Source organism: Actinomadura logoneensis (assembly GCF_003428695.1).
In the GTDB taxonomy this organism is placed as follows: Bacteria; Actinomycetota; Actinomycetes; order Streptosporangiales; family Streptosporangiaceae; genus Spirillospora; species Spirillospora logoneensis.
Genome location: NZ_QURH01000211.1, coordinates 1 through 14,424, shown reverse-complemented (window position 1 = coordinate 14,424; position 14,424 = coordinate 1). Strand labels below are relative to the sequence as shown.

Sequence of the window (14,424 nt, the reverse complement as noted above, 5' to 3'; positions counted from 1 at the left end):
ACGGGGACGGTTCAGCGGCAGTTTGTTGGCCGCGAGCCGAGCTTGTGAAGGCGCGGTAGCGGTTCTGGCGAGGGCTTCGGTGCCGGGCGTTGCCGTCGAGGCACTTGTTTGGGATGGGTGGTTGTGTCGTTGGGGTGAAGATTAGTGGAGGCGGTCTGCGGTTTTTTGGGCTTCTTTTCTTACGGCCTCCAGGAAGGCGGTGTGGACCTGTTCGTCGAGTTCTTCTGCGTAGGCCTCGTCTTCGGTGTCCGGGATGTCGAGGTCGGCGGATTCTGAGTAGATCAGCCAGCAGGCCCGGATTCCGGTGAGGAGGTCTTCCAGGAGGTCCAGGGCGGGGCGGGTGGGGTCGAGTGTGGTCAGTCTGACCTCCGCGAGCAGGGAGGCGGGGAGGTCGGGGTAGCGGTCGGCGAGTTCGTCCAGTTCGGCGAACCTCACCTGGAGTTCCTCGACGTCGTAGACGTAGCCTTCGGCGACGGCCATGGCTTCGGCGAGCAGGTGTGTCACCGCGTCGTAGGGCGAGAGGCCCTCTTGCATGAGTTCGAGGACGATCGTCGGCGTGCGGTAGGGGAGCGCTTCGATGTTGTCGGCGTCTCGGACGATCGCCGTCGGAGCGATGCCCGAGGCTTTGGCGGTGACGTCGGCCGCCGCCTGGAGCCAGTGGGCGGCCGCTACGGCCGAGGCGGCGGGGTCCAGGTCGGTGAACAGGGCGGGGTCGCCGAGGGGGCCGGTGCGGAGGAGTTCGTCCGCGGCGGCGATCTGGGCTGGGGAGGCGCCTGCTCGGGTCAGGGTGACGGCGTGGGCGGCCCGTCCGGTGAGGTCGCCGAGGCCGGCTCGTTCGATGGCGTCCAGCTCGGTGCGGACCTCACGGATCACGGCGTCCGAGAGCTTGTCGTCGGAGATGGCGTGGAGGGCCCTTCCGACGTGGTGGGCGCTCTCCTCGACCGGGTCGTAGGAGACGACCATGGTTCCCCCGTCGGGGAGGTTCGGATTCTCCAGGATCTCGGGGACTTTCGGCAGCACGGCCTGGGTCTGGGCGCGTCGCCAGCCTTCGCTGTTCTCCTCCAGGCTTCCGGCGGCTTCGGGCGGGTGCGTGTACGTCCGCCACAGGGCGCCCGACAGCGTGGTCAACGCCTCCGCCAGGCGCAGGGCGTCCCTGTCTTTGGTGCTCTCCGGGACTGCGGCCACCGGCGCGAGCCGGTGGCCGGTCCCGGTTCCCCAGATGGCCGACAGCGAACGTTGCTGGTCGTCGTATGCGTACAGCGTCACCGTGTGGTCCTTCCGCTGCGGTAAAGGGCAGGTGCCCCTTCGCATTATCGGGAAAAGGACCGTGGCTCGTGGGCTATTGCGGTTGTGAGTTTTGTGCTGTTATCGCTCCTTTGAGCGGGAAATGGGGTCGATATTGGCCCCCGCGGGAGCGGGCTATGCGGGGGTCGAGTAGAGGACGGAGAGGAAGCGGATCAGGAGGGATTCGCGGGTGGTGGGAGGGAGGGCGTTCAGGACGGTGTTGACGAAGGCCATCTCCGGAGTGGCCTCGGAGTTCAGGTCCACGCCCACCGAGGTCAGCAGGGCGGCGAAGTCGGCGTCGGTCACGGCGGTCAGGTCCAGGGTGGCCAGGGCGTCGATCAGGTCGGACGGGACGTCCGGCGGGCCGGCTTCGCGGGCGGCCTTGGCGGAGTCGGCCAGGGCTGCGAGGAGGGCCTCGACGTCGGTGACGCCGGTCAGAGTGAAGTGGAGGTTGGCGGGGAGGCCCTGGTAGGTGAGCTGGGGCTGGAAGAACCAGCCGCGGGTCCGGGCCTGGTCGGCGAGGACGAAGACGTCCAGGCCGGGGTCGTCGGAGGTGACGGCGACGAGGGGGACGGACGGGTCGCCCAGGACGCGCAGGCCCGGGATGTCGGCGATGCCCGCGCGGAGGCGGTCGGCGGCGGCCATGGCGGCGGCGGTCAGGTCGCGGTAGCCGTCCGCGCCGAGCGCGCGGAGCGTGGCCCAGGCGGCGGCGAGGGGGCCGGCGCTGCGGCTGCTCTGCACGGTCGAGTTGATCACGGTGTAGCCGGGCCACTCGGCGGACGCGTAGTAGGCGTGGCGGCGGAGGGCCTCGTCCGCGAAGAGGACGACCGAGGCGCCCTTCGGCGCGTAGCCGTATTTGTGCAGGTCGCAGGAGAGGGACGTGACGCCCGGGACGGACAGGTCGAAGGGCGGGACGGCGCGGTCGGTCATCCAGGGCAGGACCCAGCCGCCGACGCAGGCGTCCACGTGGCAGAGGATCCCGGCTTCGGCGGCGAGCGCGGCGAACTTCTCGACCGGGTCGAGCACGCCGTGCGGGTAGGACGGCGCGGAGCACACGACCAGGACGGTCCGCGGGGTGAGGGCGGCGCGGGTGGCCTCGGGGTCGGCGCGGAAGGTGTCCGGGTCGACCGGGATCGTCACGACCTCCAGGCCGAGGTAGTGCGCGGCCTTGCGGAAGGCGGGGTGGGCGGTGGCGGGCAGGACGAGCTGCGGGCGTCCCTCGACCGGACGGGCGTCCCGGGCGGCCTTCACCGCGAGCATGATCGACTCGGTGCCGCCGCTGGTGAAGACGCCGGGGGTGGCCGGCGTGCCGCCGAGCCGGACGGCGACCGCCGCGACGATGGACCGCTCCAGCGCCACGATGCTGGGGAACGCGGTCGGGTCCAGGCAGTTGACCTCCAGCAGCTCGCGGTGCGCGGTGGCGGCGAGGTCGTGCACGGCGTCGCGTCCGGTGTCGTAGACGTAGGCGGTGACCCGGCCGCCGCGTACGGGCAGGTCCCCTGCGCGGAGGCGGGCGAGCTCGGCGAGGACGTCGGCGGCCGGACGTCCGGACTCGGGGAGGGCGGTTTCAGGCGACATGGGGGTGGGGCTCTCCGGTGGGTCGGTGGGCGGCGGCCAGCCCGCGGTAGGCCAGCAGGAGGGGGACGCTCAGCAGGAGGAGGACGGCCGGGACCAGCGTGTATCCGGCGGTCAGCCCGGTCAGGGCCGAGTCCGGCTGCCGGACGGGGGTGTCGAGGTCGGACGAGTGGAAGGACGTCACCGCGAGGATCAGCGCGAAGACGCCCGGCCCGAGGGCCATCGCGCCGGTCTCGGCGGCCGTCCAGATGCCGGTGAAGGCGCCGGGCTGCGCCTGTCCGGTGCGTCCGGCGTCGGCGCGGACGGTCTCGGGCAGCAGGGACAGCGGCAGGAGCTGGAGGGCGGCGTAGCAGACGCCGACCAGCGCGGTCAGCGCGAGGACGGTCGCGGTCGATCCGGCGGTGACGGCGGGCAGCAGGGCCACGTCCGTGACCGCGAACAGAGCCACCGCGGTGATGTAGCAGCCGACGTGACCGTACCGGGCGGCGAGACGGCGCCACAGGGGGACGGCCACCGCGCTGGGTCCGACCATGCAGACGAACATCACCGAGGTCAGGCCGTGGTCGTCCAGCCGGTAGACGGCGACGTAGGGCGCGCCCGCCAGCATGATCGCGACGGCGAGGGACTGGGCGGCGAACGCGCCGAGCAGCGCGAAGAACGGCCGGTTGCCGCGGGCGGCGCGCAGCGCGGCGGCGAGGCCGAGCGGACGCGGCCCCGGACGCGCCGGGATCCACCGGGTGGCGAGGGCACTGACCAGCATCGCCGCGCCCATCAGCAGCCCGATCGCGACGCCCATGACGGCGTGCCCGCCGCGTCCGCCGCCGGCGGCGTCCGACAGCGCGGGGGCGACACCGCCCGCCAGCAGGATGCCGACCGTGAGGCAGACGATCCGCCACGCCATCGCGCGTCCGCGTTCGGCGGGAACCTCGGAGATCTCGGCGGGCAGCGCGACGTACGGCACCTGGAAGCACGCGAACGCGCTCGCGGCCAGCAGGAACGCCAGGCCGGACCAGATCGCGGCGAAGCCCGGGCCGTCCACCGGCGCGGCGAACATCGCGGCGAACAGGACGGGCAGGGTGACCGCTCCGGCGAGCAGCAGCCGGGTGCGGTGCCCGGTGCGGACGGCCTCGCGGTCGCTGGCGGCCCCGACGACCGGGTTGAGCAGGACGTCCCATGCCTTCGGGACGACGAGGACGGCGCCCGCGATCCCCGCCGCGACGCCCATCACGTCGGTCAGGTAGTAGAGGAGGAGCAGGCCGGGGACCGCGGAGAACACGCCCGTCCCGACCGAGCCGATGCCGTAGCCGAGCAGCCGGCGGCGCGACAGGGCGGTGGTCACGGGGTGATCCCGAGCGTGGCGGTCACCATGCGCCGCATGTGGGCGCGGAAGCGGATCAGCGCGCTCGGGTCGTCCATCCGGTGCCGCTGGCCGTCCTCGCGCAGGACGCCGCCGCGGGCGAAGCCGTGCGTGCACCAGATGACGCTCCACACGACGTACTCGAGGTCGATGTCCTCGCCGGCGACCTTGCCGATGGCCTCCCCGACCATCTCGATCAGCGGCTGGACGTAGGCGTTCTCCAGATGGGCCACGTCCGAGGCGTCCGACTGCCACCGGTGCACCCACAGCGCGGGGATCTCGGGGTTGGCGGCGCAGAAGTCGACGTAGTGGTCGAGCAGCAGCAGGACGCTCTCGAGGTCGGGGGTGAGGCGGGCGGTCACCTCCTCCAGCGCGGCGCGTTCCTTCCGGTGCGCGCGCTCCATGACCGCCAGGTACAGGTCGCGTTTGCTGCCGACGTGGTAGGCGACCGTGGCGATGTTCAGCCCGGTCGCCTCCGCGATCAGCCGCGTGGAGGTCCCGTCGTAGCCGAGGTCCGCGAAGAGCCGGGTCGCGACCTCGAGGATCCGCTCGCGTGCGGAGTCGCCGCTCATGGGGTCAAACTAGGACCCGGCTCCCATCTCCGTCAATCACTTGATGGAATGTCCTGGACGGCTCGCGGTCGGGCGGTTCCGAGCTCCAGAGACTCCGACTCGGGGCTGTAAGCTCCGTTGTCCCCTGGTTTGGAGGAGATCGGTGTGGCGGGTCTAGGGATCATGGAAGTCCTACTGCTGCTGTTCGTCCTCGGTGGCGGGGTGCTCCTGCTGGTCGGGCTCGGTTTCGTGTTCGGGCGGATGAGCAAGCGGCGCTGACGCGTGATCCGGGGGTGGGGGTGAGGCGTCCGGAAGAGGCGAGGCCGGTACTTTGTCGGCCCTCACCCCCCCAGCCGGTAGGAGGAGATCTCCTTGTCGATCGCTTTTCTCGGTTTTGCTGGTCCTGCTGCTCCTCGCAGTGCTGGAGCTTCTCGGAGGGTTCGTCGTCCTGCTGGTGATGCTGCTCAAGCGACGCTGACGGACGCGCGCTCATGAAGCGGGCGGACGGGTGCCTTGGGTCGGTGGGCGGGCTCGGCGGCATCGCGCGACGCTCTTTTGGGAGGTTTTGTCGGGAGGGTGTCGGAGTCTGCGCCTAGTGTTCCGGCTATGGGCGGGATCCGGTATGTGCGCGGAGACGCGACCTCTCCGCAGGCCAAGGGCGTGAAGGTGATCGCGCACGTCTGCAACGACCTCGGCGGCTGGGGGAAGGGGTTCGTGCTCGCCGTGTCGCGCCGGTGGGACCAGCCGGAGCGCGCCTACCGCGAGTGGCACCGGAACCGGGCGAAGAACGACTTCGGCCTCGGCGCGGTGCAGTTCGTCCAGGTCGAGCAGTACGTCCACGTGGCGAACATGGTCGCGCAGCGCGGGACCAAGCGCGGCAGCAAGGGCGTGCCGATCCGGTACGACGCGCTCGGCAGGTGCCTGGACGGCGTCGGCGCGCGCGCCCTCGAACTGGAGGCGTCCGTCCACATGCCGCGCATCGGCTGCGGGCTGGCGGGCGGACGCTGGTCAGAGGTGGAACCGCTGATCGAACGGCACCTGGTCGAGCGAGGCGTCCCCGTGACCGTCTACGACATCGACTGACCACCGGACCGTCCGACGCGGCACGTCCCCCCAACGCGGCAACTCCGACGCGGCACGTCCGACGCGGCACGTCCGACGCGGCACGGCCGACGCGGCGCGGCCGGAAGGTCGGCCGGGCTGTTCCGCGGTGCTCGTGGATGGACGGCGGCGGCGCGGGGCTGATGGCCGCGTCGCGTCTCGTCCCCCTGCGGAGGGCGGGCAACGGGCTCCGCGCCGCGCCGTCGGCTACATGAGCGATGCGGCGGCCGGCCGGGTCAGTTCGGCTTCTTCTGCGGCTCGCGGACGGCGAGGGCGGTGCGGACGTCGCCGGTCCGGTCGCCGAACACCACGACCTGGTCGCCGTTCGCCACGGCGTTCAGGTCGGCCTTGGCGCGGGCCTTCATGACCCGGGTCTTGCCGTTGACCGTCCACGTCCAGCTCACGCCGTCCGCGCTCTTCACGGTCAGGGTGGTGCCGGACTTGCCGGTGACCTGGCCGCGCTGCCAGGAGACCAGCTTGAACGTGTTGTCCTTGGCCTTCACGGTGGCCTCGCCATGGACGCCGCGCATGCCGCCGCCGAAGCCGCCGTGCCCGCGCATCCCGTCCTTGCCGCCGTGACGCCAGTGGCCGCCGTCGTGGCCCTTTCCGTCGTGCGCCTTTCCGGACGCGGACGGGGACGGGGACGGGTTCGCCGCGAAGGCGGGAACCGCGGCGTACAGACCTACACCGAGCAAACCAGCGGCGGCGACACCGGCCGCCATCGTCTTCTTGTTGGCTCTCATGGCACCCAGCGAACCCGACCGTCCTGGAAGTTGGGCCGGGAAGACCCTGAGAAAAACCTGAGAATGGCCGGAAAGCCGCCCCGGGGCCGCCCCGAACCCGTCGTGACCTGCCGGGTTACGCTCGGACGGACGGGACGGACCCGGAGGAGGATGGCCTTGGACGCGTTCATCGCCGGAATGCCCAAGTGCGAGCTGCACCTGCACATCGAGGGCACCCTCGAACCCGAGCTCAAGATGCTGCTCGCCGAGCGCAACAACGTGAGGATGCCGTACCGGACGGTCGAGGAGGCCCGCAACGCCTACAACTTCGACAGCCTCACGTCCTTCCTGGTCGGCTACTACGAGAGCATGAACGTCCTGCTGACCGAGCAGGACTTCTACGACCTGGCCACCGCCTACCTGACCAAGGCCGCGTCGCAGAACGTCCGGTACGCGGAGATCTTCTTCGACCCGCAGGCGCACACCTCGCGGGGCGTGCCGTTCGACATCGTGATCCGCGGGCTGCGCCGGGCGATCATGGACGGCGAGCGGCTGCACGGCGTCCGCGCCCAGCTGATCATGTGCTTCCTGCGGGACTTCTCCGCCGAGTACGCGATGGCGACGCTCCTGGAGTCGCTGCCGTACCGCGAGTGGATCGTCGGCGTCGGCCTGGACTCCGACGAGCGCGGCAACCCGCCGGTGAAGTTCGAGAAGGTGTTCGCGCGGGCGCGCCGGGAGGGCTACCTGCTCACCGCGCACTGCGACATCGACCAGCCCGACACCCACGAGCACATCCGGCAGTGCCTGGACGTCCTCGGCGTCGACCGCATCGACCACGGCTCCAACGCCCTCGAGGACGAGTGGCTCACCGAGGAGATCGGCCGCCGGGGCCTCGGCTTCACCGTCTGCCCGGTGTCGAACGGCTTCGTGACGTCCGACATGAAGGCCGCCGAGATCCGCCGGATGCTCGACCTCGGGCTCAAGGTGACGATCAACTCCGACGACCCCGCCTACTTCCTCGCCTACGTCACCGAGAACCTCCAGGCCGTCCAGCGCAAGCTGGACCTGACCCGCGACGAGGTCCTCCGCTTCGAGCGCAACGCCTTCGAGATCGCCTGGCTCCCGCGCGCCGCCAAGGACGCCTACCTGGCCGAACTGGACGAGTACGCGGCGACGGCCGCCGCGACCGCCGCCACCCCGGCCGACGCCGCCGACTGACCCCACGGCTGACGGACCCCCGCCGGACTGACGGACCGCCGGACTGCTCGACGATCAGTGCCGACTGAGCCTGCTGCTGACGGAGCACCGGGACTGACGGATCACCGGGGGGTGATGGATCACCGGGACTGATGGACCACCGTGGCTGAAGGGCCACCGTGGCCGACTGATCCCGCGGTCGCCTGATCCCGCGGTCGACGGAGCACTGCGGCTGACGGACGACCGGGCTGACCGGGCAGCGCGGCTGACTGGCGACTGGGGGCCGGCGGTCACCGTCGGCCATCCGCGTCCGCGCGGACGCATCGACCGGCGGCCGGCCCTTCCGGCCTCCTGGCCGGTCCGTGTGTCCAGGCGGGCCGTGTGTCCGGGCGGGCCGGTGGGCGGCCGGTGTGTCCGGGCGGGTCGGCGGGCGGCCGGGGAGTCCGGGCGGGTCGGCGGGCGGCCGGTGTGTCCGGGCGGGTCGGCGGGTGGTCGGGGTGGCTGCGGGTCAGGGTTCGGTGGTGAGGACCTCCAGGACCTGGTCGCCGAACTTGGCGAGCTTGTTCTCGCCGACGCCGCTGATGGTGCTGAGCTCGGCGAGGGACGTGGGGTTGGCCGTGGCGATCTCGCGCAGGGTCGCGTCGTGGAAGATGACGTAGGCGGGGACGCCCTGCTCCTTGGCCGTCGCCGCGCGCCAGGCGCGCAGGCGCTCGAAGAGCGGCATGGCCTCGGCGGGCAGCTCGACGGCGGCCTTGCGCTCGCGGGTCGACTTCGCGGCGGCCTTCGCCGGGGTCGCGCGTTCGGGTTCGCGGCGCATCAGGACCCGGCGGTCGCCGCGCAGCACCGTGGCGCTCTGCTCGGTGAGCACGAGGGTGCCGTGGTTGCTCTCGACCGCGAGCAGGCCCTGCGCGAGGAGCTGCCGGATCACGCCGCGCCACTCCACGTCGCGCAGGTCCGAGCCGACGCCGAAGACCGACAGCGAGTCGTGGTCGAACTGGATGACCTTGGCGTTCTTCTTGCCGACCAGGATGTCGACGATGTGGCTCGCGCCGAACTTCTGCCGCCGCTCGCGCTCCAGCCGGACGATCGTGGACAGCACCTTCTGCGCCGGGATCGTCCCGTCCCAGGACTCGGGCGGGGACAGGCAGGTGTCGCAGTTGCCGCACGGCTCGGACGGCTGCCCGAAGTAGTTCAGCAGCTGGACGCGTCGGCACTCGACCGTCTCGCACAGCGCGAGCATCGAGTCGAGGTGGAGGGCCTGGCGGCGCCGGTGCTGCTCGTCGCCCTCCGAGCCGTCGATGAACTTGCGCAGGTTGACGACGTCCTGGAGGCCGTAGGCGAGCCAGGCGGTGGACGGCAGGCCGTCGCGTCCGGCGCGCCCGGTCTCCTGGTAGTAGCCCTCGACGGACTTCGGCAGGTCGAGGTGCGCGACGAACCGGACGTCCGGCTTGTCGATGCCCATCCCGAACGCGATCGTCGCGCAGACGACCAGGCCGTCCTCGCGCAGGAAGCGGGACTGGTTCGCGGCGCGGACGGGCGCGTCGAGGCCCGCGTGGTACGGGATCGCCTCGACGCCGTTCGCGGTCAGGAACTCGGCCGTCTTCTCCACCGACGAGCGGGACAGGCAGTACACGATGCCCGCGTCACCGGCGTGCTCGGTCTTCAGCAGCTGGAGGAGCTGCCGCTTCGGGTCGCTCTTCGGGACGATCCGGTACTGGATGTTCGGCCGGTCGAAGGACGCGACGAAGTGCCGGGCGTCGGTGAGCTTCAGCCGGGTCGCGATCTCCTGCCGGGTGGCCGGGGTGGCGGTCGCGGTGAGCGCGATGCGCGGCACGTCCGGCCAGCGTTCGTGCAGGTGGGACAGCATGAGGTAGTCGGGCCGGAAGTCGTGCCCCCACTGCGACACGCAGTGCGCCTCGTCGATCGCGAACAGCGCGATCGTGCCCCGGTCGAGCAGCTCGACCGTCGCCGGGACGCGCAGCCGCTCGGGCGCGAGGTAGAGCAGGTCGAGCTCGCCCTGGAGGAACTGGGCCTCGACGACGCGGCGCTCCTCGAAGTCCTGGGTGGAGTTGAGGAAGCCGGCGCGGACGCCGAGCGCGCGCAGCGCGTCCACCTGGTCCTGCATGAGGGCGATCAGCGGGGAGATCACCACGCCGACGCCCTTCCGGACCAGCGCGGGGATCTGGTAGCACAGCGACTTGCCGCCGCCGGTCGGCATCAGCACGAGCGCGTCGCCGCCGTCCGCGACGTGCTCGATGATCTCCTGCTGGCCGTCCCGGAACGCGTCGTAGCCGAAGACGCGGCGCAGCACCTCGATGGGCGTGCCGTACTCGGGGTGCGGCGGCGGGAGCTCGCCGCGCTCGGCGGGTCCGGGACCCGGCTCGCCGTACGCGTCGAAGTCCGGCGGAGGGAGGCCCTCGTCGGCGTAGGCGAGGTCGGCCTCGCTCAGGTACTCGTCGTACGGGGGCGGGAACCCGTCGTCCTCGGGAGAAGCCACCGAGTCATACTATGAGCGCCCGCCGACAGCCGAGGCCCTTCCCGCCGACCTGTGGACAACCTCCGCCGACGGGACGGACCGGGCACCCGCCGAAGCCGTCCAGGCGCTCCTTGATCGCCGTCCAGGCACTGCCCGAAGGCCGCCTGCGCACTGGCCGTGGGCCGCCCGCAGACCTCTGAAGGCCGCGTGCGCGCTGGCCGATGGCCGTTCCGGTCCTGGCCGATGGGCGTTCCGGTCCTGGCCGATGGGCGTTCGGGTGCGGGGCGTGCGGGGAAGGGCGGCCGGGCCGTCGGGGACGGTCGGCCGCCGGGTTCCAGGGGATGGGCTAGAGGTCCCTGAGGACGGTCGGTGTGAGTTCGTCCAGCGAACTGATCTTCAGGGACGCGAGCGCCAGCGCGTCCTCCGCCGGGGGATAGCGCGGGTGGGGGACGGCGACGACCCGCATCCCGGCCGCGTGCGCCGAGCGGAGGCCGTTGCTGGAGTCCTCGACCGCCACGCACGCCTCGGCCGCGACCTCCAGCCGCGCGGCGGCGGCGAGGTAGCCGTCCGGGGCGGGTTTGCCCAGGTCGACGTCCTCGGTGGAGACCAGCGTGCGGAAGCGCCCGGCGATGCCGAGGCGGCCCAGCACGAGCTCGATCAGGACGCGCGGCGACGAGCTGGCGACCCCGAGCGGCCGGAACTCCGCCAGCCGCTCGACGGCCTCGACGGCGCCCGGCATCACCGGGACCTCGTCGGCGTAGCGGCGGGACATCCGGTCCACGACCTCGTAGGCGACCTGCTCGGCCGTGGCGTCGCCGCCGATCACGTCCGTGGCCAGGTACGCGGCCCACTCGGGGGTGTTCATGCCCATGAGCCGCTCCTGGGTGTCGGAGTGCCAGGTTCCGCCCCTGTCGGCGACGTAGCCGCGGCGGACCTCCTCCCACACCGGCTCGGAGTCGACCAGCACGCCGTCCATGTCGAAGACGACGGCCTGCGGGATCGTCATCAGGGGGTCCCTCCTTCCGGCCGGACCGCGACCGGACCGAAACGTGGCTCGGGAACGACCCTTACCCCGGCCGGGCTTCCGTCAACCGGGCTGACCTGCACAAATCTTCGGAAATGGGCATAGAACGGGCGACTTCTGGCATGGTGGGGCACCCCCGCTACAGGAGAGGAGAACGCCCAGATGCTGTTCTTCGGACTGATCCTCGCCGTCGCCGCCGTCGCGTTCGGCACGGCGGTCGTCGTCTTCGACACCGGTCCCGCGCACCTGACCCTCTTCGACCGGCAGGTCCCCGGAATCACCTCCCTCTGGCAGGTCTTCCTCGCCGGAGCGGGCACCGCCGTGCTGTTCGTGCTCGCGATGATCATGCTGTGGGTCGGCTTCGGCCGGATGCTGGCGAACCGCCGGGACCTGCGCGACTCCCTGACCACCCTGGAGATGGAGAAGAAGGAGCTGCAGGAGCAGCTTGCCCGCGCGCGGCGCGGTGACGGACCCGACCGTCCGGGCCGCCGCGCCGCCGACGCCCCGACCGCGGACCGTCCCGCCCGTGGGGACGGTCCGCGCTGGTCGGAGGCCCCTGCGCCGGTGAACGCCGGACCGGCGCCGGAGGGCGACGCTCCCGTGTCCGCTCCCGGGCGTCGCCGCCGCCGGCCTGCTCCCGCCCCCGCCGGTGCTCCCGCTTCGGCCGGTGCTCCCGCTTCGGCCGGTGCTCCCGCGCCCGCTCCGGCCGGTGCGCCCGTTTCCGGCGGTGCGCCGAGGCCGGTTCCGACCTCGTCCGCGCGAGGCGGTCAAGGCGGCCCGCCCCGTCCGGCGGGCGATCCCGCCGCGACGACCGTGGCCGGACGCGGCGGACCGTCCCGGCAGGGCGGCCCGCGCATCGACGCGGCGTCCCCGTTCTTCGACAGGGCCGAGTGACGATGGCGCGGGTCGTCCTCGCAGAGGAGGACCGGGCCGTGGAAGTAGCCGTGCGGAGGGATGACCGCCGCACGTCCGGGAGTGAAGGATCGTAGTCGTGCGAATCATCATCAAGGTTGCGATCACGGCGGTCGCGCTGTGGGTGGCGGAACTGCTCATCCGCGGCATCACCGTCACCGGCGACAGCGCCGGAAGGCGCGCGCTCACGCTGCTCGGCGTCGCGGTGATCTTCGGCGTGGTGAACGCCGTCCTCAAGCCCATCATCAAGACCCTCGGATGCGCCTTCTACGTCCTCACCCTCGGGCTCATCGGCCTGGTCGTGAACGCGCTGCTGCTGTTGCTGACCAGCTACCTGGCCGGCAGGTTCGACCTCCCCTTCCACGTCGACGGCTTCTGGCCCGCCTTCTGGGGCGCCATCGTCGTCGGGGTCGTCGGCTGGCTGCTGCACGTCCTGATCCCCGGTGACGACGACGAGGACGACTGACGGAGCGGCCCCCGCCCGCGACGAGAACACCCGCGCCTCCTGCCTCCGCAGGACGGCGCGGGTGTCGTCGTTTCCAGGCCGTGTTGATCGCAGCCCCGGCCCACTCCGCTCGCCCAGGGGCTCGCTACGTGACCGTGCCTGGGCGAACGCGGCATCGCTTCGCGATCTGCCCGGCTCCGCTCGCCTCCGGCTTCGCTTCCCCGGGCAGGTCACGCGTTCGCGCGTGTGGTCGAGGCCCCTCGAGACAGGCCCTTGCCTAGGCCGGGTCGTTCGAGGAGTCCCGCTCTCGACGGCCGTGCGCGACGTCCTCGGGATGAGCGGCGGGGGCGTCGGCGGGGACGGGCGCGGGGAGCGTCGCGTCCGTCGCCCCTGCTCCCGCCAGGTCTGAGGGCGCGGGTGCGGGCGCGGGAAGCGTCTCGTCCGCCGGTCCGGCCTCGGGTGCCGTCAGCTCTGTGGGGACGGGCGCTGGGAGGGTGGCGTCCGCCGGGCTCGCCTCGGTCGCGGGCAGATCCGCCGGGTCCGCTGCGGGGTGCGCGGCTTCGGCCGGGCCTGGCTCGTTGCTCGGCAGGTCGGCAAGGACCGGCTCCGGAAGGGTGGCGTCGGCCGGTCCCGGTTCGGAAGTGTGCAGCTCCGCCGGCGCCGGCGCGGGCTGCGTGGCGTTCGCCGGGCTCGGTTCGGGGGCGGGGAGATCGGCGGGGGCGGATGCGGGACGCATGGCCTGTGTCGGGTCCGGCTCCACGTCCGGCAGATCGACCGGTGCGAGGTCTACCAGCGTGGCGTCGGCCGGCCTGGGCTCCGGAGCGTGCAGATCCGCGGGATGCGTGGCCTCCGTCCCCTCCGGCTCCGGCAGGTCGGTAGGCAGCGGCTCCAGACGCGTCGCGTCGGCCGGTTCTGACGGTGATGCGGGGAGGTGCGCCGGGGACGGCTCGGACGACGGGAGGGCGTTCGTCGGGTCGGACGGCGCGTCGTCGGCGTCCACAGAGGATTCCGGCACGTCCGCGGTGTGCGCGGCGGAGTCCGGTGTGTCTGCGGCGTGCGCGGGGGAGTCCGGCACGTCCGCGGCGTGTGCAGCGGAGTCCGCCGTGTCCGCGGCGTGCGGGGTGGACTCCGGTACGTCCGCGGCGGGTGCGGGGGATTCGGGCGTGTCCTCGGTGGGAGGCTGCGCGTCCTCGGGGGTGGGGCCGGTGAGCAGGGTCCAGTGGGGGGCGTGGACGGCGCCGATGAGCAGGTCGTCCGGGGCCAGCCGCTCGGTGCCGGTGACCAGCAGTTCGTCGAAGTCGCCGGGGTCGGCGGACGAGACGGCGAGCGGTGAGCCGCCGACGACGCTCGCGCGCCGCAGCAGCGTCCGGGCGAACTCGGAACCGGCGTCGTGCGGGCTGTCGTCGAGCGCGGCGAGGAAGCCGGTGAGCTCCTCGATCCGGGACATCGCGCGCTCCTGGACGGCGGGGAGCCGGGCGGTGTCGGGCTCCTCGTCGCCGCAGAGGGCCGCGACCTGGTCGCGGGAGCGCTCGGCGGCCTCGACGGCGACGGCGAGGTCGGCCTCGTCCTCGGCGTTCTCGGTCTCCGCGGTCGAGCGGCGCTCGGCGAGCGCGGCCTCGGTCTGGCCGATCCGGTCCGTGGTCGCCGCGACGTCCGCCTCGGCCCGGGTCAGGGCCGCCTCGGCGAGCTCGCGGGCGGTGCGGGCGACGGCGAGCCGTTCCTCGGCGGCGCGCGCGGTCTGCTCGGCGTAGCGGGCCGCCGCGCCCGCCTGGGTGGCGTG

11 protein-coding genes and 1 pseudogene are annotated in these 14,424 nt (G+C 72.5%); 4 read left to right on the top strand and 8 right to left on the bottom strand.

The genetic code is table 11. From position 1 onward, the window contains the following. Positions 1–141: 141 nt before the first annotated feature. The 4 genes from DZF91_RS11690 to DZF91_RS11675 form a co-directional block, all read right to left on the bottom strand. Entirely contained in the window at positions 142–1,266 is a 1,125-nt protein-coding gene (locus DZF91_RS11690; protein WP_117357496.1) for a hypothetical protein, read from the bottom strand. A gap of 153 nt (positions 1,267–1,419) precedes the next feature. After that, positions 1,420–2,862, bottom strand: coding sequence for a pyridoxal phosphate-dependent decarboxylase family protein (locus tag DZF91_RS11685; RefSeq protein WP_117357495.1), 1,443 nt, complete (start codon positions 2,860–2,862; stop codon positions 1,420–1,422). Further along, entirely contained in the window at positions 2,852–4,198 is a 1,347-nt protein-coding gene (locus DZF91_RS11680; protein WP_117357494.1) for an MFS transporter, read from the bottom strand. The genes DZF91_RS11685 and DZF91_RS11680 overlap by 11 nt, the downstream gene beginning before the upstream one ends. Next, positions 4,195–4,788 (bottom strand): TetR/AcrR family transcriptional regulator, encoded by a 594-nt coding sequence (locus DZF91_RS11675; RefSeq protein WP_117357493.1) that lies wholly within the window; start codon positions 4,786–4,788, stop codon positions 4,195–4,197. The genes DZF91_RS11680 and DZF91_RS11675 overlap by 4 nt, the downstream gene beginning before the upstream one ends. A gap of 585 nt (positions 4,789–5,373) precedes the next feature. Between DZF91_RS11675 and DZF91_RS11670 the strand changes: the two genes are divergently transcribed. Continuing rightward, positions 5,374–5,850: a macro domain-containing protein gene (locus DZF91_RS11670; protein WP_117357492.1), complete on the top strand. Its 477-nt coding sequence runs from the start codon at positions 5,374–5,376 to the stop codon at positions 5,848–5,850. 254 nt (positions 5,851–6,104) lie between these two features. Here the strand turns inward: DZF91_RS11670 and DZF91_RS11665 are convergent, their stop codons facing one another. Next, the gene (locus DZF91_RS11665; protein ID WP_117357491.1) at positions 6,105–6,611 is read right to left on the bottom strand and encodes a hypothetical protein; all 507 of its coding nucleotides are present in this window, start codon (positions 6,609–6,611) and stop codon (positions 6,105–6,107) included. A gap of 156 nt (positions 6,612–6,767) precedes the next feature. Between DZF91_RS11665 and add the strand changes: the two genes are divergently transcribed. Further along, positions 6,768–7,808 carry an adenosine deaminase gene (add, locus tag DZF91_RS11660; RefSeq protein ID WP_235834214.1) on the top strand — a complete coding sequence of 347 codons (1,041 nt, stop codon included), beginning with the start codon at positions 6,768–6,770 and terminating at the stop codon, positions 7,806–7,808. Positions 7,809–8,295: 487 nt separating this feature from the next. On the opposite strand, the gene recQ is transcribed toward add, so the two are convergent. Together recQ and DZF91_RS11650 are read right to left on the bottom strand one after the other, a co-directional pair. After that, positions 8,296–10,284, bottom strand: coding sequence for a DNA helicase RecQ (gene recQ / locus DZF91_RS11655; protein WP_268915932.1), 1,989 nt, complete (start codon positions 10,282–10,284; stop codon positions 8,296–8,298). A 325-nt stretch (positions 10,285–10,609) separates the two neighbouring features. Beyond that, positions 10,610–11,269: an HAD family hydrolase gene (locus DZF91_RS11650; RefSeq protein ID WP_117357489.1), complete on the bottom strand. Its 660-nt coding sequence runs from the start codon at positions 11,267–11,269 to the stop codon at positions 10,610–10,612. A 180-nt stretch (positions 11,270–11,449) separates the two neighbouring features. Here DZF91_RS11650 and DZF91_RS11645 point away from each other — a divergent pair, with 180 nt between their 5' ends. Next, positions 11,450–12,181 carry a hypothetical protein gene (locus tag DZF91_RS11645; protein ID WP_117357488.1) on the top strand — a complete coding sequence of 244 codons (732 nt, stop codon included), beginning with the start codon at positions 11,450–11,452 and terminating at the stop codon, positions 12,179–12,181. A gap of 97 nt (positions 12,182–12,278) precedes the next feature. After that, complete coding sequence (locus DZF91_RS11640) at positions 12,279–12,665, top strand: phage holin family protein (protein WP_117357487.1); 387 nt, start codon at positions 12,279–12,281, stop codon at positions 12,663–12,665. Positions 12,666–12,921: 256 nt separating this feature from the next. On the opposite strand, the pseudogene DZF91_RS39695 reads toward DZF91_RS11640, so the two are convergent. Then, positions 12,922–14,424: pseudogene (locus DZF91_RS39695) on the bottom strand (hypothetical protein); the annotation flags it as partial.